The 20,374-nt window shown below is 59.9% G+C and carries 19 protein-coding genes; 13 read left to right on the top strand and 6 right to left on the bottom strand.

Going from position 1 to position 20,374, the window contains the following annotated elements; translation table 11 throughout:
• The first annotated feature begins 11 nt into the window (after window positions 1–11).
• The 8 genes from cpaB to AC3ITA_RS21720 all read left to right on the top strand — a co-directional run bounded on the left by cpaB (window position 12) and on the right by AC3ITA_RS21720 (window position 7,854).
• Window positions 12–827: a Flp pilus assembly protein CpaB gene (gene cpaB, locus AC3ITA_RS21755; protein ID WP_150672612.1), complete on the top strand. Its 816-nt coding sequence runs from the start codon at window positions 12–14 to the stop codon at window positions 825–827.
• A 75-nt stretch (window positions 828–902) separates the two neighbouring features.
• Window positions 903–2,237, top strand: a complete 1,335-nt coding sequence (locus AC3ITA_RS21750; RefSeq protein WP_150672613.1) for a TadE/TadG family type IV pilus assembly protein — start codon at window positions 903–905, stop codon at window positions 2,235–2,237.
• Window positions 2,238–2,245: 8 nt separating this feature from the next.
• Window positions 2,246–2,725 carry a TadE/TadG family type IV pilus assembly protein gene (locus AC3ITA_RS21745; protein WP_150672614.1) on the top strand — a complete coding sequence of 160 codons (480 nt, stop codon included), beginning with the start codon at window positions 2,246–2,248 and terminating at the stop codon, window positions 2,723–2,725.
• Window positions 2,725–3,219 (top strand): TadE/TadG family type IV pilus assembly protein, encoded by a 495-nt coding sequence (locus AC3ITA_RS21740; RefSeq protein WP_150672615.1) that lies wholly within the window; start codon window positions 2,725–2,727, stop codon window positions 3,217–3,219. Before AC3ITA_RS21745 ends, AC3ITA_RS21740 begins: the two co-directional genes overlap by 1 nt.
• Entirely contained in the window at window positions 3,213–4,433 is a 1,221-nt protein-coding gene (locus tag AC3ITA_RS21735) for an AAA family ATPase (protein ID WP_150672616.1), read from the top strand. Before AC3ITA_RS21740 ends, AC3ITA_RS21735 begins: the two co-directional genes overlap by 7 nt.
• A 3-nt stretch (window positions 4,434–4,436) precedes the next feature.
• Window positions 4,437–5,879: a TadA family conjugal transfer-associated ATPase gene (locus AC3ITA_RS21730; protein WP_489278352.1), complete on the top strand. Its 1,443-nt coding sequence runs from the start codon at window positions 4,437–4,439 to the stop codon at window positions 5,877–5,879.
• The gene (locus AC3ITA_RS21725; protein ID WP_489278351.1) at window positions 5,876–6,862 is read left to right on the top strand and encodes a type II secretion system F family protein; all 987 of its coding nucleotides are present in this window, start codon (window positions 5,876–5,878) and stop codon (window positions 6,860–6,862) included. The genes AC3ITA_RS21730 and AC3ITA_RS21725 overlap by 4 nt, the downstream gene beginning before the upstream one ends.
• 29 nt (window positions 6,863–6,891) lie before the next feature.
• Entirely contained in the window at window positions 6,892–7,854 is a 963-nt protein-coding gene (locus AC3ITA_RS21720; RefSeq protein ID WP_150672619.1) for a type II secretion system F family protein, read from the top strand.
• A 275-nt stretch (window positions 7,855–8,129) separates the two neighbouring features.
• Here AC3ITA_RS21720 and AC3ITA_RS21715 read toward each other — a convergent pair whose 3' ends face one another.
• From AC3ITA_RS21715 to AC3ITA_RS21695, 5 genes are all read right to left on the bottom strand, one after another.
• Window positions 8,130–8,399 (bottom strand): DUF3613 domain-containing protein, encoded by a 270-nt coding sequence (locus AC3ITA_RS21715; protein ID WP_150672620.1) that lies wholly within the window; start codon window positions 8,397–8,399, stop codon window positions 8,130–8,132.
• Between the two features lie 18 nt (window positions 8,400–8,417).
• Window positions 8,418–9,131 carry a tetratricopeptide repeat protein gene (locus AC3ITA_RS21710; RefSeq protein ID WP_150672621.1) on the bottom strand — a complete coding sequence of 238 codons (714 nt, stop codon included), beginning with the start codon at window positions 9,129–9,131 and terminating at the stop codon, window positions 8,418–8,420.
• 119 nt (window positions 9,132–9,250) lie between these two features.
• Window positions 9,251–10,474: a type II and III secretion system protein family protein gene (locus tag AC3ITA_RS21705; protein WP_150672622.1), complete on the bottom strand. Its 1,224-nt coding sequence runs from the start codon at window positions 10,472–10,474 to the stop codon at window positions 9,251–9,253.
• Window positions 10,475–11,079: 605 nt separating this feature from the next.
• Window positions 11,080–11,487, bottom strand: a complete 408-nt coding sequence (locus AC3ITA_RS21700) for a PA2817 family protein (RefSeq protein ID WP_007991629.1) — start codon at window positions 11,485–11,487, stop codon at window positions 11,080–11,082.
• 74 nt (window positions 11,488–11,561) lie between these two features.
• Complete coding sequence (locus AC3ITA_RS21695) at window positions 11,562–14,009, bottom strand: acyl-CoA dehydrogenase (protein ID WP_489278350.1); 2,448 nt, start codon at window positions 14,007–14,009, stop codon at window positions 11,562–11,564.
• 204 nt (window positions 14,010–14,213) lie between these two features.
• Between AC3ITA_RS21695 and AC3ITA_RS21690 the strand changes: the two genes are divergently transcribed.
• From AC3ITA_RS21690 to AC3ITA_RS21675, 4 genes are all read left to right on the top strand, one after another.
• A complete protein-coding gene (locus tag AC3ITA_RS21690; protein ID WP_489278349.1) occupies window positions 14,214–14,873 on the top strand; it encodes a transglutaminase-like domain-containing protein in 660 nt (219 codons plus the stop codon).
• A gap of 43 nt (window positions 14,874–14,916) precedes the next feature.
• On the top strand, window positions 14,917–15,540 hold the full coding sequence (locus AC3ITA_RS21685) for a glutathione S-transferase family protein (protein WP_095942616.1): 624 nt from the start codon (window positions 14,917–14,919) through the stop codon (window positions 15,538–15,540).
• Between the two features lie 132 nt (window positions 15,541–15,672).
• The gene (locus tag AC3ITA_RS21680; RefSeq protein ID WP_095942615.1) at window positions 15,673–16,605 is read left to right on the top strand and encodes an ABC transporter ATP-binding protein; all 933 of its coding nucleotides are present in this window, start codon (window positions 15,673–15,675) and stop codon (window positions 16,603–16,605) included.
• Window positions 16,602–17,381, top strand: a complete 780-nt coding sequence (locus tag AC3ITA_RS21675; protein ID WP_008054107.1) for an ABC transporter permease — start codon at window positions 16,602–16,604, stop codon at window positions 17,379–17,381. Before AC3ITA_RS21680 ends, AC3ITA_RS21675 begins: the two co-directional genes overlap by 4 nt.
• 97 nt (window positions 17,382–17,478) lie before the next feature.
• Here AC3ITA_RS21675 and AC3ITA_RS21670 read toward each other — a convergent pair whose 3' ends face one another.
• Entirely contained in the window at window positions 17,479–17,994 is a 516-nt protein-coding gene (locus tag AC3ITA_RS21670; protein ID WP_095942614.1) for a DUF2062 domain-containing protein, read from the bottom strand.
• A gap of 135 nt (window positions 17,995–18,129) precedes the next feature.
• Here AC3ITA_RS21670 and AC3ITA_RS21665 point away from each other — a divergent pair, with 135 nt between their 5' ends.
• Complete coding sequence (locus tag AC3ITA_RS21665) at window positions 18,130–20,364, top strand: DNA internalization-related competence protein ComEC/Rec2 (protein ID WP_489278348.1); 2,235 nt, start codon at window positions 18,130–18,132, stop codon at window positions 20,362–20,364.
• Window positions 20,365–20,374 lie beyond the last annotated feature (10 nt).

The raw sequence follows: 20,374 nt of genomic DNA, 5'->3' as shown, positions 1-20,374 counted from the left end.
GAGATACTGACATGAGCTCTCGCACGCTGACCCTGATAGGCGCTTCCCTGGTCATGGGCCTTGGGGCTGCATGGATGGCCGACTCCTGGCTGAGCGCGCGGCTCAATGCCAGCCCGGATGACCACCTTCGAAGCGTGGTGGTCGCCACGGTGGAGATTCCATTCGGGCAGATGGTCGAGGCCCAGCAGCTCACGACCGTACGCATGCCCGTGGATACGATCCCGGACGATGCCTTCGATGCCAGCGAAAAAGCCGTGGGCAAGATCGCAACGTTCGACATTCTGCGGGGCGACATCGTGCGTGGTGCGCGGCTGAGCGAGCACTTGGGGGGCAGCACCCTGGCCTCTTTGATTGCGCCTGACAAACGCGCCATTTCGGTACGTGTCGACGATGTGGTCGGCGTCGGCGGATTCCTGCTACCGGGTAACCGGGTCGATGTACTGGCGACTAAACGCACGGAAAATGCCGGCAATAATGCCGTATCCAAGACCATCCTCGAGAATTTGCGGGTGTTGGCGGTGGATCAGACCGCGGGTACCGACAAGACCCAACCGTTAGTGGTACGCGCGGTGACCCTGGAGATGTCTGCGGCTGAAGCGGAAGTCCTGGTCACGGCGCAGACGGAAGGCAAGTTGCAACTGGCGCTGCGTAACCCGCTGAACCTCGAGAAGAAAGTCGCTGCCGTTGCACCTGCTGCACCTGTTGCCCCGGCCATGGCCGTGGCCACTGCCGAGGCGCCAAAACGCGTGGTACAGCGCAGCAGTGGCGACGGCGGGGGTATCACCGTTATCCGCGGGATCGAAGCCAAAGTAATCAACATTCGCTGACAGGGCGCAACCGATATCCGGGTACCAGGGTATTGGCGGAGCCGATCCGGATCAGTATCGGCAATCGAGGGCTTGATGATGAATCTTCGTATTCAGCGGCCGTTCACTTCGACGCCAAGGCGCCAGGAAGGATCGGTGAGTGTATTGATGGTGATCGCGTTGGCGGCGATGGCGATGATGGCGGCGTTGGCTCTGGACGGCGGGCATATGATGCTGAACAAAACACGCCTGCAGAATGCTGTGGACGCCGCCGCCCTGAGTGGCGCCAAAACTCTGAGTCAGGTAGAGGGGGGCGTCAACAGTATCAGCGCGGCTGACGCGACGCGTACCGCCGCGCTCAATACGCTGACACAAAACGCCAATGCCACAGGCAACAAGGAATTGGCCACGGCGGTCGGCGGCGATGCCAGTGCATTTGCAGTGGTGGAACTGGCAAGCAGCGTCTATGGCCCGTTCACCTTTCCCGGACCGGCGGATGCCAAATACGTTCGGGTATCGGTAGCGAGCTATGGCCTGACAGAGTTTTTCTGGAACTTCGCCCAGTCATTAGGCGCCGTGGGAAACAAGGCGGTGGCTGCGATCGCCACCGCAGGACCCAGTCCTACCAGCCCCTGCGATCTCGCGCCTTTGATGGTCTGTGGCGACCCGGCTCAATACAACCCGGGCGCCGGTATGTTCTGGGGCTTCCAGTTTGGTGATTTGAGGGTGTTGAAGACGGCTTCCGGTAATAAGTCGCCCATTGGTCCAGGCAATTTTCAGTTGCTCGACTTTGGCTCGGGTGGCAATGCGGTCAGGGAGGAGATGGCCGGAGGTGGCGAGGTCTGTCGCAATGTGGGAGACAGCGTCACGACCGAACCTGGCAACAAGGTCGGCCCTGCGTCTCAAGGCCTGAATACGCGCTTCGGCATCTACAACGGCCCGATCAGTGCCTCGGCCTATCCGCCGGATCTGGTGACCACGTCCAGTAACCCCGCCATCACTGACGACGGCACAGGCCCGAAGTACCAGGGGCAAGCCGTCACCTCGAACAATGGCAATCTCACGGCGGGTGGCAACCCGATACTGGACTACAACGACTGGCGTGCGAGCGTTGCCGCGTGTGTGGCAGGGGCCACTGGCTGTCAGGGAAATGGGGTGTTCGAGCGACGGATGCTGAAGATCGTGGTGGGTGACTGCGCCGGGAAAAACAGTGGTTCAACCTCGATCCCCGTCCTCGGTTTTGGCTGTTATTTCGTGGTGCAGCCCATGGATGGCGGCGGCGGGGAAGCGGAGATCTTCGGCCAGTTCGTGAAGGAGTGTGAAGGCGACAACGTGGCCGGCCCATCGCCATCCACCGATTCCGGCCCGCAGATCATTCAGCTCTATAAAACCTACCTCAACGGCAGCGGTACTCCGAGCACTGACTCGTAGGAGGCGTCATGAGACTTCACGGATTTAAACATCGTCAGCGCCAGCAAGGCCTGGCCATGGTGGAGTTCACCCTCATCCTGCCGGTGTTGCTTTTGCTCTTACTGGGTTTCGGTGAGTTCGGCCGCATGTTCTATCAGTACAACTTGTTGCTGCAGGCCAGTCGCGATGCCGACCGTTTTGTCGCCAGCCAGGCCTGGGACTCGACGCTGGGCAAGGTTGCTCTGAGCGATACGCTGCAGACCCAGACGAAAAACGTTGCAGTCTATGGCGTGCCTGCCAACACCGGGACCGCTGTGATTTCAGGGTTAACGCCTGGCAACGTGGTCGTCGCCGCCGTGGGCACTGACCATGTGCGGGTCACCATCACTTATACGTTCTGCCCTGTGATTGGCGCCGGCAATTGCGCCGGATCGCTTCCCGGTTTTTTTGGCAATTCGATTGCACTGGGCATTCCGTTGGTCGCCACTACCGTGATGAGGGCACTGTGATGAACAGAAAACACATGCGCGGCACCTATGTCGTGGAGTTTGCCATCGTAGGTCTGCTGGTGTTCACAGTGTTGTTCGGGGTAGTGGAAATGGGCCGCTTGTACATTACGGTCAATGCTCTGGATGAAGCCGTACGCCGTGGTACGCGCCTCGCAGCGGTGTGCAATATCAGCGATCCGGTGGTGTTGCGGCGGGCGATCTTCAATGCGGCAAGCGATGCAGGCAATAGCCAGCTGATCGGCAGCCTGGCCACCACCCATCTGACGCTGACCTATCTGGACGTCAATGGTGCTCAGGTGGCCAACCCCGCTGACACTGTCAGCGCCAACGGTTTTCGTGCCATCCGCTATGTCCGGTTGAGCCTGCAAAACTTCGTTTTCAATCTGTTCATTCCCGGGTTCGGCGTGCCCATTACATTGCCTACATTCAGGGCAACGTTGCCACGCGAAAGCCTCGGGCGTCATTCCGATTCCGGGGAGATCACGCCATGCTGAATACCAAGGAAAATCCACTCTCTGCCTCGACCGGCAAAGCAGGGCTACGGTTGCTGATCAGCAGTCGTGATGCCACGTCGTTACGCGACCTGCAGAGCGTCTGCCAACGCATGCCCAGCCTTGAGGTCAGCACTCGCCTGGTGAGCAATGGGCATGTCGACCCGCTCTACGGCCTGGACCGGATGCCCGATCTGTTGCTGTTGCGCGTCAGCCACCTGTGGCGGGAAGAGCTGTCGGCACTGTTGCAGCGGCCGGCCCATGAGCGTCCGCCGATGTTGGTGTGCGGTCTGCTCAGCGAACAGGAAAGCATGCGCCTGGCGATGCAGGCCGGCGCCCGTGACGTGCTGCCGGAGCCCGTCGCCGAGACGGAACTGGTCGCCGCCTTGAATCGGCTGGTCATGGAGGTTCGGACCGGCAGCGGGACAGACGGGAAATTGCTCGCCGTGATCAGCGCCAAGGGCGGATCCGGCGGCACCATGCTGGCCTGCAATCTGGCTCAGCAGCTCAGCATGAAGGGGGGCAGTACCCTGTTGCTGGATATGGACCTGCAATTTGGCAGCGTGACGCACTACCTGGATGTGGCGCAAACCCACAGCCACCTGGAGGTGTTGCATCAGATCGACGGCATGGACAGTGTCGCGCTACGGGGTTTTTGCAGCCACTTCAGCCCGACCTTGCATGTGCTGGGTGGCCGGGCCGGTGAGCTGTGTTTGCCGCAGGATGCCCAGCCTGAGCAACTCGACACCCTCATGCAGTTGGCTCGCGCCAGCTATGACTGGGTAGTGATCGATCTGCCACGGCAAATCGACCACCTCACCGGTTCCGTACTGGAGCAGGTGGATCGGGTGTACGTGGTGGTGCAGCAAAGCGTCAGCCATCTACGCGATGCCAGCTCCCTGGTGCGGATTCTTCGCGAAGACCTGGGCGTACGTGGGGATCAGTTGCAGATAGTGGTCAACCGTTATGACAAGGCGGCAGCGGTCAGCCTCAAGGATATCGGCGAGGCGCTGCGCTGCACGAACCTGTCGAAATTACCCAACGACTTCAACCAGGTCAGCCAGAGTCAGAACACTGGCGTGCCGTTGGAGCTGCATGCGCCGAAGGCGGCGATCACCGCTGCCCTGCGCAACGTGGCCGATGAGCTGGTCGGTCATCAGATGGCTAGAAAAAAAGGTGTGTTCAAACGTGCCTTCAACCGTTTTTTCGGGGGGTGACCCATGATCAGCGACTTTCGTAACCGCTTGCGCAAACAGTCCGGTAAACCCGCCGCATCGTCGGCTAACCAGCCGGGCGACGACCAGCCGGATCCGGCCGAGGAAATAATGGCGTGGGAGCGCGCGACACCGGACGTTCTTTACGAAACCAAAAGTCAGGTCACCCCGGTGGAAGCCGAGTGGCGAGAAAAGATCTACCAGCAGTTGCTCAAGGTCATGGACTTGTCCTTGCTGGACTCCCTGGAACAGGCTGAGGCCGCACGGCAGATTCGCGAAATTTGCCAGCGCCTGCTCGATGAGCATTCGGCCCCGGTGAGTACTTCCAGCCGCCAGTTGATCATCAAGCAGATCACCGACGAGGTGCTCGGTCTGGGGCCTCTGGAACCGCTGCTGGCCGATCACACTGTGTCCGACATTTTGGTCAACCGGCATGACTCGGTGTATGTCGAGCGCTTCGGCAAGCTGCAACGCACTGATGTGCGTTTTCGCAATGATCAGCATTTGCTGAACATCATTGACCGCATCGTCTCCAGCCTGGGTCGGCGTATCGACGAGTCCTCGCCGTTGGTGGATGCGCGGCTCAAGGACGGTTCACGGGTCAATGCGATTATCCCGCCGCTGGCCATCGACGGCCCGAGCATGTCGATCCGGCGCTTTTCCGTGGACCTGCTCAATACCGACAGTCTGATCCAGGTGGGGGCGTTGACCCCGGCCATTGCCCTGCTGCTCAAGGCGATTGTCCGTGGGCGCTTGAACGTGCTGATTTCCGGTGGTACCGGCAGCGGCAAGACCACCATGCTCAATGTGCTGTCCAGTTTCATTCCGCACAACGAGCGGATCGTCACCATCGAAGACTCGGCCGAACTGCAACTGCAGCAGCCCCACGTGGTGCGTCTGGAAACCCGGCCTTCGAATATCGAGGGGCGTGGCGAGGTGAGTCAGCGGGAGTTGGTGCGTAACAGCCTGCGGATGCGGCCGGACCGCATCGTGATCGGCGAAGTGCGCGGCGCCGAGGCGCTGGACATGCTGACGGCGATGAACACCGGTCACGACGGCTCGCTGACCACGATCCATGCCAACACCGCGCGCGATGCATTGGGGCGAATCGAGAACATGGTGTCGATGACTGGGGCGACCTTTCCGATCAAGGCCATGCGCCAACAGATCGCTTCGGCCATCGGAGTGGTCATCCAGCTGGAGCGCCAGGAGGACGGCAAGCGCCGCCTGGTCAGTGTGCAGGAGATCAACGGTATGGAGGGCGAGATCATCACCATGACCGAAATCTTCTCCTTCGTGCGCCACGGCATGGGCGAAAACGGCGAAGTACTCGGTGATTTTCGGCCCAGCGGTATGATCCCCGCCTTCCGCGATGTACTGGCCAAGCGTGGTATCGAGTTGCCGCTTGCGATGTTCAGGCCCGAGTGGATGGAGGCACGGCAATCATGAACCAGGTTCCCGGTGAATTCATTCTGATGTTCCTCGGCATGGTGTTTATTGCCGTCTTCCTCTTGTCCCAGGGCGTGACGGTGCCGGTATTCGGCGAGGTCGGCAAGATGCGCAAGCGTATTCGTGGCCGCTTGCATGTACTGGAGAAAGCCAACAATCAGTCCAGCATGCAGACCGTGTTGCGACAGAAATACCTGACGCGTTTGTCGCCATTGGAGGCCGGGCTTGAGAAGCTGCCCTTTATGGAGGCATTGACGCAAATGATCGAGCAGTCCGGGCACGAATACCGGGCCTATCGGGTATTGCTGCTCGGGCTGGTGCTGGGTGTCTGGGCGGGTATCTTGATCTGGATGGTTTGGTCAGTCTGGTGGATGGCGCTGCTGGCGGGTTTCGCGGTCTTCTGGTTACCCATACTGAAAATCTCTCGCGACCGTGGCAAACGTTTCGCTGCGTTCGAGGAAGGCCTGCCGGATGCGCTGGACGCGATGTGCCGCGCTTTGCGCGCCGGACACCCCTTCAACGAAACCCTGCGCCTGGTGGCCGAGGAACACAAGGGACCGGTGGCTCATGAGTTCGGCCTGACCTTCTCTGATATCAACTATGGCAACGATGTGCGCCGGGCCATGCTCGGTCTGCTGGAGAGGATGCCAAGCATGACGGTGATGATGCTGGTGACCTCGCTCCTTATCCATCGCGAGACCGGCGGTAATCTGACCGAGGTGCTGGAGCGTCTGAGTCAGCTGATCCGCGGGCGCTTCCGCTTTCAGCGCAAAGTCAAAACCCTGTCGGCCGAAGGGCGGATGTCGGCCTGGATACTGGTGGCCATTCCCTTCGTACTGGCGGCTGTGATTTTGTTCACTACCCCTAAATACATGCCGTTGCTGCTCAATGATCCTGTGGGCCATAGGCTGATACTTTGGGCTTTTGGTGCCATGTTGGTGGGGATTTTCTGGATTCGCAAAATTATCCGGATTCAGGTTTAAGCGGTATTCGCTGCCGGGAGGTACAGGCCATGGACTTTTTACTCGGGTTATTCAGTCGGGTCACGGGGAACGAGGAGATGGCGCGCCTGTTGTTCCTTGGCGCGATCGGTTTGAGTACGGTACTTGCGGTGGGTGCCGTGATCCTGCTGATGATAGGGCTTCAGGATCCTGTGCAGCGTCGGCTGGCGCTGATCAAGCGTGGTCATTTAGGCAACGCGACCGGGCAGGACGCTCCGGGTAACCTGCAACTACTGCTGGAGCGGGTCGGCCAGCGCTTTGCCTCGGCCGAGTCGACTCAAACATCCGTCACCCAGACCCTGTTGATGCATGCGGGGTACCGCTCCTCGTCGGCGGTGCAGATGTACTGGGCAGTGCGCTTGATGCTACCGCTGTTACTGATCGGTATTACGTTGCTGCTGTTGCCGATGATTCCCAAGGTTTCTCTGATCATGGGGCTGCTGTTGGTGGTCTTGGTGGCGGGTATCGGATGGTTGGTGCCAGCGCTGTATGTCGCCAAGCGCAAACAGAAGCGACAAGGCCGGCTGCGCGCCGCGTTTCCGGATGCGCTGGATCTGATGGTGGTGTGCGTGGAGTCGGGCCTGGCCTTACCCACGACCATCGAACGGGTGGCTGAGGAGATGTCGGTCAGTCAGGTTGAACTGGCTGAAGAACTGGCCCTGGTCAATGCACAAATCCGCGCGGGTATTTCCAGTACCGCGGCGCTCAAGCAACTGGCTGTGCGCACTGGGCTGGATGACGTACAAGGTCTGGTCAACCTGTTGGCCCAGAGTATCCGTTTTGGTACCAGCGTGGCCGACACCTTGCGCATCTATGCCGAAGAGTTCCGTGACCGGCGTACGCAGGCCGCCGAAGAGATGGGGGCGAAAATCGGTACCAAGCTGATATTTCCACTGATTTTCTGTCTATGGCCGAGCTTCTTTCTGGTCGCTATCGGCCCCGCCTTGATCGGGGTACTCAAAGCATTCGGGTGAGGTAAAACGGCGGAGGCTGTCGAGTGCGATGGCCTGGCCACCCGAGCCTGATCTACACATCTGCCGCAGGCTGCGATCTTCTGATTTTTCTGGCAGGCAATTCGTTGCCTGGACCTTTAATTCAGAGGATCGTAGCCTGCGGCAGTTTCGGGGGTGATTCGGTAAGGATTGGATAATGTGTAGCTAGTACTGCTTTCCTGCACTCGACATCAAGCCCGGCTTTGCAGCCAGGCTACTCTGGACTTCGCCGGAGGTTGATCATCCATCGACATGCCTCAGTCACCGATGGTCATTTCTCCCGCCGTATCCTGGTCATAAAATTCCGGAATCGGGTAGTTGAAGCTATTGAGCCAGCGCTGCATGGCCAGGTCACGTTCGGTAGCCGAAGCGGTTTGCAGGTGAGGGGAGGCAACCACACCGCGAATCTGCAACTGCAACCACTGCTCGGTGCCTTGTTGATATGGTGAAGAGGGGCCCGGCTCAATGGCCCAGGCAGTGGTTGAGAGGCAAGCCGTGCACAGGATCAACAGCCGTTTGGTATTCATCTCGACTCCTCGTACGTTCTACTTGTTCGCACTGGAAGAGGCATCGGCTACCTCAGTCTTGCGATTCCCCTCGGAGGCCACCACTTTTTTGGCGGAGGCCTTGAGTTTTTCCGCGCGGTTTTGAGCCTCTACGACTTGCTTGGGGCTCAAGTCGGCGCGGGTCACGAGTTCGGCTGCCGCCTTCCAGTTATCCTGGTAGATCAGCAACGTCACCATATTGAGTGCCGCCAGTGTGTTTGCCTGCTTGAGCTCCATGGCGGTCATGAACTCAAAGCGTGCTTCAGGGATCCGTCGCTGATTGAGGTAGACGACTCCCAGGTCATTTCGCATCCTGTCGTCGGTGGGGGCCATCTTCACCGCACGCTCAAGGTGAGTGGCAGCGGTGGCGTTATCATTTTTGGCGGCGGCCAACTGGCCCAGGCCATGTTCCCCTTCAGCCGCCAGACAGGTGCCGAGCAAGCTTTCGTACAACGGCTGCGCGTCGCCGCTACGCCCCATCAGGCGCAGCACCCGAGCCTTGCGCAGGCGAACCTGGACCACGCTATCGGGCAAACCTTCCAGATTCGCCAGGCTGGCATACAAACGGCCTTCTTCGGCCATGTTGTCGGCCAGGTTCAGGGCCAGTTCTTGCTCCGAACCGGGCTTGGCACAGCTGGCCGGCCGCGAAGTCATGCCATTGCTGGCACAACCTGCGAGCATTAATGTCGCCGCTATTGCAATGACTGCTTTCATCGAATGCCCCTTGGCGACAACACGTTGAACGTCTGGCCAATGGCAGTAAAGCTGGCCCGGCAAGCGTTCAAAGCCACCGTTACGAGTGAGGGCGAGGTCAGTCCGGTTCAGGCTTCGGTTCATTGCGAGAGCCCGCTGAGACTGTCGAAGTCGCCATTTTCCAGGAAAAACATGCGGTAGAAGTTCGGGTCGTAATTGCGCAGCTGCTCGCCAGGCAATGACGGTAGTTGTGCATTGGCAGCCAGTGGCTGGACCAGATGCGGAGTGACGATCATCAGCAGTTCGCGCTCTTCACGGTTGATGGTGTTGTCGCGGAAAAACGCGCCCAGAACCGGGATATCGCCCAGCCCCGGAAACTTGTTCACCTGAGAGTCGTTGTGGGAGCTGATCAGGCCGCTGATGACGAAGCTTTCGCCGTCGGCCAGAGAAATGCTGGTATCGGTACGGCGCACGGTCAGGGCTGGGACTACCGTGCCGGCAATGCTCACTGCGTTGGTGAAGTCCAGTTCACTGACTTCCGGCGCCACCTTCAGCGCGATACGGTTTTTCCCGACGATGGTTGGCGTCAGGGTCAGGCGTATACCGAACTCCTTGTACTCGATGAACACGCTATCGCTGCCTGAACTGGGCACCGGAATCGGTATTTCACCGCCGGCCAGGAAGCTCGCACTTTGCCCGCTGAGCGCTACCAGGCTTGGCCGCGCCAGGGTGTAGGCGAAACCGCTGCCCTCCAGCGCGTTGAGTGCCACCAGGGTACTGCCGGTAGCAAACGTGAGGTTGAACTGGTCGTTTCTCACCGGTATCGACGGCGAGACAATGCCGCCAATGGTGGGCAAGGTTCTCGGCGAGCCGAACAGCCAGTTGCCCCGGACGCCGAAAATCGAGGCGGAGGCTTCCTTGAGCTTGGTTCGGCTGACTTCAACGAAGCGGATATCGGTCTGCACCTGGCTCGGCAGCAGCGGGTCGTCGGAAGGCACCGACGGCGCGCTGGTCAGCGCCGACGTGGCCTTGCCCTTGACGAACACCATGCTTTGGCGCGGCGTTTTCGAACAGGCGGTCCAGACCATCAGGCTGGTGGTCCCCGGCGCAATGCCCGTGAGTATGAAGGCGTTGCTGCCGCTGGGTTGCACGTCGGCAATTTTCGGATCGCCCACCGCCAGTTGCGTGACCGGAACGGGGCTGCGCAGTTCATTCTGCAGTCCCTGACCGACCTCGTACGTTGTCGGCCAATTGTCCAGTTGCGGGCAATTGGCCGGCGCGGCCTGAGCCGCTTCCACGCTGAGGCCGATCCAGAACAGGCCATGGAAAATTCGCTTGAAAGCGGGCACGGTACGAAGGCTCATTAAGTACATCCTCACTGGATAGACCGTCTTTAGGCGGACTGAGTTGTCTCGGATCACTTCACGGGGATCGGGCTATCCCCCCCAATGCGCCAAACCACTCATCCATGGCCTTGGCGTTATTCCTTGCGTGCTACGTGCGCGCGGGCTCAATTCGCTGATCTGGCGGGACAGCGAGCGACCTTTGCTGAAACGGTTTTCAGTGACCCGGTGACCTGGACTGCCGGCAAGAGCGATATTCGCGGCCATGGACGGCACTGTCTGCTGTCCTGATTTCCCCTGAAAGTAATCGGCAATGCAGGTACAGAGCCGGAAAACGCCTGCCAGGATCATGGTGAGGTAACTCCTTTTGCCAGTCCGCTATCTGATCGCTGAAGCTAACGTGGAAACTCGAGCCGTTATGACTTCTTGTAGTTTGAAGGTAGTTCAATCAAACCAAAGTGCCATGAGTTAGAGAGAAAACTATTGGTGCAAAGGTTCGAATCAGGCGGGCGGGCAAGGTCGCAGTACAGTGCGGTTGCCTGAAACCGGCGGGTTGCGCTGAAGGCCATAAACAAAAAAGGCCCGCATACTCAAGCATGCGGGCCTTTGGCATCACGGATTGAAGATCAGTGCTTGCTGTCCTGGTTCGACAGCGCCAGCAGCTGCTTTTCCTGGTTCCAGTCGAAAGGTTCGTCGTTCTGTTCGGCTTCGAAGCGACGCTCTTCCAGTGCCTGATACAGGTCGATTTCTTCATCGGACAAGTAGTGCAGGCAGTCACCGGCGAAATACCACAGCAGATCCCGTGGAATCAGGTGGGCGATTTGCGGATAACGGGAAATGACTTGAGTCAGGATGTCCTGGCCCAGGTATTGGCTTTCGATCGGATCGATCGGCAGTGACGCCAGCAATTCGTCGAAGCGCTCGAGGAACAAGGCATGGCTTTCTTCGGGAACCTGCTCGGCCTCACCTACGGCGACCAGGATGCTGCGCAGGTGGTCGAGTAAAACGAGATGATCGGCAACGATGTTGGACACGAGATAAGTCCTCAAGAGCAAAACGGGCGCGGGAGTATAAAGCGCCCGCGCCCGTTTTTACATGCTTGAAGGGATCAGCGGACTTTTCCCTTGGCCAGTGCCAAAGCCTTTTGGTCAAAGTCATCGACATCGATCACCTTGCGCCGGGCCGCCTCGGCTTCACGCAGGGTTTGGGCTTCCACTGGCTGCAATACACCCGCCTCGAGGGCGGCATCGATCACCGACTCACCGGCCACCGGTTTGACCTGGCCACTCTTGAGCGCCACATGCAGTTTTTTCTGCAGCGGCTGTGCAGCGCTCAACAGATTGCAGGCGTGTTGCAATGCGCCGACCGGATCGTCGCTCGTTTGCGGGCGGTAGCAACCCAGGAGCACTTCCTCCAGTGCCGGGTCGCCCTTGGCGCGGCCAATCACCCCGGCGACTTCGGCACCGAGTTTGTCCGATGGCCCTTTGTGCCGGCGACCGAACGGGAACACGATCACTCGCAACAGACAGCCGACGATTTTGTTCGGGAAATTATTCAACAACTCATCCATGGCCCGTTCCGCCTGGCCCAGGCTTTCTTCCATGGCCCAGGTCAGCAGAGGTTCCATGTACTGCGGTGAATCGAGGTCGTTGTAGCGCTTGAGCGCGGCAGACGCCAGGTAAAGGTTGCTCAGTACGTCGCCCAGCCGTGCGGACAGGCGTTCGCGGCGTTTCAGTGCACCGCCCAGCAACATCATGCTGAGGTCGGCGAGCAGGGCGAATGCGGCGGCCTGACGGTTGAGGGCGCGGAAGTAACCCTGGCTGAGTTTGTCGCCCGGGGTGTGCTCCAGGTGCCCGAAACCGAGATTGAGCACCAGCGTACTGGCGGAGTTGCCCACGGCAAAACCGATGTGCTTGAGCAAAAGGCCATCGAACTCTCTGAGCGCCTGATCCTTGTCTTCACGGCCGGCGAGGGCCATTTCCTTGAGCACGAAGGGATGGCAGCGGATTGCGCCCTGGCCGAAGATCATCAGGTTGCGCGAGAGAATGTTCGCGCCTTCGACGGTGATGAAAATCGGCGCGCAGTTCCATTTGCGGCCGAGGTAATTGTTCGGCCCCATGATGATCGCCTTGCCGCCGTGCACATCCATGGCATCGCTGATGCAGTCGCGGGCGCGCTCGGTCAGGTGGTACTTGAGAATTGCCGACAGCACCGACGGTTTCTCGCCCAGATCGACCGCGTTGGCGGTCAGCATGCGGGCGGCGTCCATCATCCAGGCGTTGCCGCCAATGCGGGCCATGGCTTCCTGGATGCCTTCGAACGCGGCAATCGGCACATTGAACTGCTCGCGAACCTGAGCGTATTGGCCCGTGACCAGGCTGGTGAACTTGGCCATGCCGGTACCCACCGCCGGCAGGGAAATCGAACGCCCGACCGACAGGCAATTCATCAGCATCATCCAGCCTTTGCCGAGCATCTCCTGGCCGCCGATGAGGAAGTCCAGCGGAACGAACACGTCCTTGCCCGAGTTCGGGCCGTTCATGAACGCGGCGCCCAACGGCAGATGCCGGCGGCCGATCTCGACGCCGGCGATGTTAGTCGGAATCAGCGCCAGGCTGATGCCCAGGTCTTCGTTGTCGCCCAGCAGGTGATCAGGATCGTAGGCCTTGAAGGCCAGGCCGAGGAGGGTGGCCACCGGGCCGAGGGTGATGTAGCGCTTCTCCCAGTTCAGGCGCAGGCCGAGGACTTCCTGGCCCTCCCATTCACCTTTGCAGATCACCCCGGAGTCCGGCATGCCGCCGGCGTCGGAGCCGGCCAGCGGCCCGGTCAGGGCAAAGCACGGGATGTCATCGCCGCGTGCCAGGCGTGGCAGGTAGTGATTGCGTTGTTCATCGGTGCCGTAGTGCAGCAACAGTTCGGCCGGACCGAGGGAGTTGGGGACCATCACGGTGGAGGCGAGGTCGCCGCTATGGCTCGCCAGTTTCATCGCCACTTGCGAGTGGGCGTAGGCGGAGAAGCCCTTGCCGCCAAACTCCTTGGGGATGATCAGGGCGAAAAAGCCGTTGTCCTTGATGAAGGTCCAGACGTCGGGCGGCAGATCCATGGATTGACTGAGCTGCCACTCATTGACCATGGTGCAGAGTGTTTCGGTCGGCCCGTCGATGAAAGCCTGTTCCTCTTCATTCAATTGCGCTTTGGGATAGGACAGCAGTTTGCTCCAGTCCGGACGGCCACTGAACAGTTCGCCGTCCCACCAGACCGTGCCGGCTTCAATGGCATCGCGTTCGGTTTGCGACATCGGCGGCAGGGTTTTCTGGAACCAGTTGAACATCGGCGCGCTGAACAATTTGCGGCGCAGGTCGGGCAGCAGCAAAGGCGCGGCGACGGCGGCAATCAAGATCCAGAAAACCAATAGCAACCAGCCAGGCGCACGGCTGAAAGCGCCCATGGCCACGACATAGACGGCCACGATGACCAAGGCAGGCAGCGGGGCGATGCGGCGGTGGGCCAAATAAGCAATTCCGACCAGCAGAACCAGTATCCACAACAGCAGCATATTCATTCCTCCGTGAAACCAGGGCGAACCAGCCCACAGAGCTTAGACGGCATCCGCGAAACAGGCTGGTCGGAGCGATGTGATTGGAATCGTGGGAAAAGCGTTTATTGAACGAGCGGCAAAGCGCCCATGTTTGGCCGAAACGTCGTTATCTCTGTGCTGAAGCTCTCGCTAGACTCGGGGCTTCCTCTGGAGATTATTCTCATGCACGAGTATCTGAGTCCCGGCCGCTTCATCGATAGTGACCATCCGTCCGTGATGGAGTTCGCCGAAAAGCACCGTGGTGCCAGTCGCGATCCGCTGGAGCAGGCGATCAGTCTCTATTACGCCGTGCGCGAAGCGGTGCGCTACAACCCCTACACATTCAGTCGCGATCCGCAGACCCTGCGCGGCAGTCATGCGCTGGCGACCGGGGAGAGTTACTGCGTGCCCAAGGCCACGCTTTTGGCCGGTGCAGCGCGGCATTGCGGGATTCCCGCGCGGATCGGCCTGGCGGATGTGCGCAATCATCTGTCGACGCCACGGCTGCTTGAATTGCTCAAGAGCGACATGTTCGCCATGCACGGCTACACCGAGTTCTATTTGCAGAATCGCTGGGTCAAGGCGACGCCAGCGTTCAACCGCAAACTCTGCGATCTGTTCAATGTGGCGCCGCTGGAATTCGACGGGATCAACGACAGTGTTTTTCATCCCTTCAACCGCGATGGCGAGAAGCTGATGGAGTATCTCGTCGATCACGGCCAGTTCGCCGACGTACCTGAAGCGTTCTTTTTCGAACACCTGGAAAAATGCTATCCGCACCTGTTCGGTGAGCAACAGCAACCGCTGCTGGGCGACATGCAGAGCGATTTGAGTCGCGGCTGATCCGGCGTATGCTGCCTGCCCACTTACCGAAAAAGAGGCGGTCATGCTGAAGATCTGGGGTCGGAAAAATTCGTCGAATGTCAGAAAGCCATTGTGGGCCGCCGAAGAACTTGGACTGGCCTACGAGGCGATCGATGCCGGTGGCGCCTTTGGTGTTGTCGATACGCCCGAATACCGCGCCATGAATCCCAATGGTCGCGTGCCTGTCATTGAAGACGACGGTTTTGTGTTGTGGGAATCCAACGCCATCGTGCGTTACCTGATGGCCTTGCATGCCGACGGCACGGCCTGGTACCCGAACAATCTCAAGGCTCGCGCTACTGCCGACAAGTGGATGGACTGGACCACCTCAAGCTTTGCCGGCCCGTTCCGTACGGTGTTCTGGGGCGTGCTGCGTACCCCGGCAGACCAACAGGACTGGCCTGCCATCAAGGCGGCGATCAAGGAATGCGAGACGTTGCTGGCAATGGCCGATCAGGCGTTGGCGAACAAGCCCTACCTGTCCGGAGACGAGATCGGCATGGGCGATGTTCCCTTGGGCAGTTTCATTTATGCCTGGTTCGAGATGCCGATCGAACGTGCGCCGCAACCGCATCTGGAGGCCTGGTACGCGCGGTTGAAACAGCGTCCGGCGTATCAAAAGGCGGTCATGACCGCGTTGACTTAATACTCACTATCGACACGCTTGACTGTACTTGTGTGGCGGCGACAAGCACCATTGTGCCAGGTCGCTGCGGTTGTATTGTTCGCCGCCGCCCATACTTACTCCTTTCTTCCCTTCTTGGTGCGTAAATCAGATATGAGTTCCGCTCTGTCCATCCGGCAGCTAACCAAAACCTACGGCAACGGTTTCCAGGCCCTGAGTGGTATCGATCTGGATGTCGCCGAAGGTGACTTTTTCGCTTTGCTCGGCCCCAACGGCGCCGGCAAATCCACGACCATCGGCATCCTCTCGACCCTGGTGAACAAGACCAGCGGCACGGTGAATATCTTCGGTCACGACCTGGACAGGAATCCTGCGCAGCTCAAGCGCTCCATCGGCGTGGTGCCTCAGGAATTCAACTTCAACCAGTTCGAAAAGACCTTCGACATCGTTGTGACCCAGGCCGGCTACTACGGCATCCCGGCGAAAATCGCCAAGGAACGCGCCGAGCAGTACCTGACCCAGCTCGGCCTGTGGGACAAGAAGGACGTGCCGTCGCGCTCATTGTCCGGCGGCATGAAGCGTCGCCTGATGATCGCCCGCGCGCTGGTTCATGAACCGCGTCTGCTGATCCTCGACGAACCGACCGCCGGGGTGGACATCGAACTGCGTCGCTCGATGTGGAGTTTCCTCACCGAGCTGAACCAGAAAGGCATCACCATCATCCTCACTACCCACTACCTGGAAGAGGCTGAACAGCTGTGCCGCAACATCGGCATCATCGACCACGGCATCATCGTCGAGAACACCAGCATGAAGCAGTTGCTCAGCCAATTGCATGTGGAAACGTTCCTGCTGGATATGAAGAACACGTTGCAAGTGGCGCCTCAGTTGCTCGGCTACCCGTCCCGGCTGATCGACGGCCACACCCTGGAAGTCCAGGTGGACAAGTCCATGGGCATCACCGCGCTGTTCACTCAGTTGGCGCAGCAGAACATCGAAGTGCTGAGCCTGCGTAACAAAACCAATCGCCTCGAGGAGTTGTTCGTGTCCCTGGTGGAGAAAAATCTGTCGAAGGTGGCGGTATGAGTTCCGAGCTGCGCCCCAACCTCGTTGCCCTCAACACCATCGTTTACCGTGAAGTCCGGCGTTTCACCCGGATCTGGCCGCAGACCCTGCTGCCACCCGCGATCACCATGGTTTTGTACTTCGTGATCTTCGGTAATCTGATCGGTCGGCAGATCGGCGACATGGGTGGCTTCACTTACATGGAGTACATCGTGCCGGGGCTGATCATGATGTCGGTGATCACCAACTCCTACGGCAACGTGGTGTCAAGTTTCTTCGGCAGCAAGTTCCAGCGGTCCATTGAAGAACTGATGGTCTCGCCGCTGTCGCCACACACCATTCTGATCGGCTACACCCTGGGCGGTGTGCTGCGCGGGTTGATGGTGGGGATCATCGTGACCCTGCTGTCGCTGTTCTTCACCCACTTGCAGGTGCATCACCTGGGCGTGACCATTCTGGTGGTGGTGCTGACCGCGACGATCTTCTCGCTGCTGGGCTTCATCAACGCCGTGTTTGCCCGCAACTTCGATGACATTTCGATCATTCCGACTTTCGTGCTGACGCCACTGACCTACCTGGGCGGGGTCTTCTACTCGATCACCTTGCTGCCGCCGTTCTGGCAGACCGTGTCCCTGGCCAACCCGGTGTTGCACATGGTCAACGCGTTCCGCTACGGCATCCTGGGCGTTTCGGATATCCGCATCAGCGTGGCCATCGCCTTCATGCTGGTGGCGACCGTGGTGCTGTATCTCGGTAGTGCGCGGTTGCTGGTAAGTGGCCGCGGGATGCGTACCTGACCCGCAGCAAACCCTTGTAGGAGCGAGCCTGCTCGCGATAGCTTTAGTTCAGACACCGCAAAAAAACGGCCTCCCAAGTGGAGGCCGTTTTGCATGCTCACATCCGGCTCTTCTTGCGCCGCTTCCACTGCCTGGCCACCCACCAGCGCCAATACATCATGACCAGAAAGTAGGCCAATGCACCGAGTGCCAGCCCCGTCACCACCGAGCCCAGCAGAAATGGTTGCCACAAGGTCGAGATTTCGCCCCTGATCCATTCCCAGGTCAGCGAGTCCGGCAACGTCCGGGCAGGGACATCCATCAGCCAGGCGCCAGTCTGGTATGTGCAAAAGAACACGGCCGGCATGGTAATCGGGTTGGTCAGCCAGACCAGGCTCACGGCAATCGGCATGTTGCCGCGCACGATGATGGCGAGGATTGCCGCCAGCAGCATCTGCAGCGGGATCGGCAGGAAAGCGGCGAACAGGCCCACCGCCATGGCGCGGGCAACGGAGTGGCGGTTGAGGTGCCACAGGTTCGGGTCATGCAGCAGCGTGCCGAGAAAGCGTAAGGATTTGTGTTCCCTGATGCTCATCGGGTCTGGCATGTAGCGTTTGAATAATCGCCGGGGCATAAGGCTTCTCGGTCGGTCAAGGCGGCAAGTATGTCTGGATTCCATGAACTGCCCATTCAGACTTTGTGACAATTGATAACGACGCCCACGCGACGGGTGGGCTAAGCCTTGCAAGGGACTTTCAAGGACGGGCTTATGCGCACAGGGATGATGGCGCTGGCGTTGGGTCTGTTGACCTTGCGTTTTTTACCGGCATTACCGCCTGTCTGGTTGTGGTTGGCGATGCCGGTGGCGGGTTTGATGTTGCTGCCGTTCAGGACTTTTCCGGTAGCGTTTTACTTGTTCGGCTTGAGTTGGGCCTGCGTGAATGCGCAGTGGGCGCTCGATGACCGGTTACCGCCGGCGCTGGACGGAGAAACTCGCTGGGTCGAAGGGCGGGTTACGGGCTTGCCCCGGCATGACGATGGTGTCGTGCGATTCGAATTGACCGATATCCAGTCCCGACGTACCCGGCTGCCGCGGCAAATGCGTCTGGCCTGGTATGGCGGGCCGCCGGTGAACAGCGGCGAGCGCTGGCGTCTGGCAGTCAAGTTGAAGCGCCCGGTCGGGCTCCTCAATCCGCAGGCCTTCGACTACCAGGCCTGGTTGCTGGCGCAACGCATCGGGGCCACCGGGACAATCAAGCAGGGCGAACGCCTTGCGCCAGCGCGATGGGCCTGGCGCGATGCAATCCGTCAGCGTTTGCTGGCGGTGGATGCCCAAGGGCGAAACGGTGCGCTGACGGCATTGGTGCTCGGGGACGGTGCCGGGTTGAGTCGCGAAGACTGGCAGGTATTGCAGGACACCGGCACGGTGCATCTGTTGGTGATTTCCGGGCAGCACATCGGGTTGCTGGCGGGCGTCGTGTATCTGCTGATCGCCGGCCTGGCCCGCTTCGGGTTATGGCCGAACCGTCAGCCATGGTTGCCCTGGGCGTGTGGCCTGGCATTCGCCGCTGCGCTCGGTTACGGGATGCTGGCCGGTTTCGAGGTGCCGGTGCGGCGGGCCTGCCTGATGATCGCAATGGTGTTGTTGTGGCGTCTGCGGTTCCGTCATCTCGGTGCATGGTGGCCACTGTTGTTGGCACTCAACGGCATTTTGCTGCTGGAGCCGCTGGCGAGTCTCCAGCCTGGTTTTTGGCTGTCTTTCGCGGCCGTCGCAGTCTTGATACTGACCTTCGGCGGACGTTTGGGGCCGTGGCGTTGGTGGCAGACCTGGACCCGTGCCCAGTGGCTGATTGCAATCGGATTGTGTCCGTTGTTACTGACACTGGGGTTGCCGATCAGTCTCAGCGGGCCGCTGGCCAATTTGTTCGCGGTGCCCTGGATCAGTCTGGTGGTCCTGCCACCGGCATTGCTCGGGACGCTGTTGTTGCCGGTGCCATACGTGGGTGAGAAATTGCTGTGGCTGGCGGGCGGCCTGATCGAATGGTGGTTCAGGGCGTTGGGGGTCGTCTCCGGTCAGGTTCCCGCGTGGGTGCCCGCGGCGGTCCCGCTATGGGCCTGGATAATCGGTGCCATTGGTGCTTTTTTGCTATTGCTGCCGCGAGGCTTGCCGATGCGCCCGTTAGGCTGGCCCATGCTGTTGATGCTGGTTTTTTCGCCCAGGCCGTTGTTGCAGGAGGGCAGGGCCGAAGTCTGGCAACTGGACGTGGGGCAGGGCCTGGCGATCCTGGTGCGCACTCGGCATCACACGTTGCTGTATGACGCCGGACCGCGTTTCGGTGAGCTCGACCAAGGGGAACGAGTGGTGTTGCCGGCATTGCGCAAACTGGGAGTGAAGGGGCTCGACATGATGCTGATCAGCCACGCCCATGCCGATCATGCCGGCGGTGCCCCGGCGGTTGCCAGGGGCTTGCCGGTGAAGCAGGTGGTCAGTGGTGAACCGTCAGACTTGCCTGCGCAATTGCAGGCCGGGAGCTGTGAGAGCGGTCGGCAATGGACCTGGGATGAAGTCGATTTTCAGCTCTGGCACTGGCCGTTGGCCGGCGACAGCAACCAGAATTCATGTGTCTTGTTGATCGAGGCCAATGGCGAACGGTTGCTGTTGAGTGGCGACATCGATGCCGCCGCCGAGAGAGCCCTGCTGGACAGCCCGCTGGCCGTGCCCACCGATTGGCTGCAGGCGCCACACCACGGCAGTCGCAGTTCGTCGTCCAATGCACTATTGGATGTTCTGCAACCCAAAGGTGCGCTGATTTCCCGCGGGCAGGGCAATTCGTTTGGCCATCCGCATGCGATGGTCATCGCGCGTTATCAAAAACGTGGAATGGCGATCTACGACAGCGTCGAACAGGGTGCCATTCGTCTGCAACTGGGACGCTTCGAGCCGCCGTGGTCAATGCGCCAGGAACGGCGTTTCTGGCGTGATCCGCCACCTTCGAGCCCATAATCGAGCCTTA

The sequence above is a fragment of the Pseudomonas sp. GL_090 genome, assembly GCF_057837765.1.
This window is presented reverse-complemented; position numbering and strand designations above follow the sequence as displayed.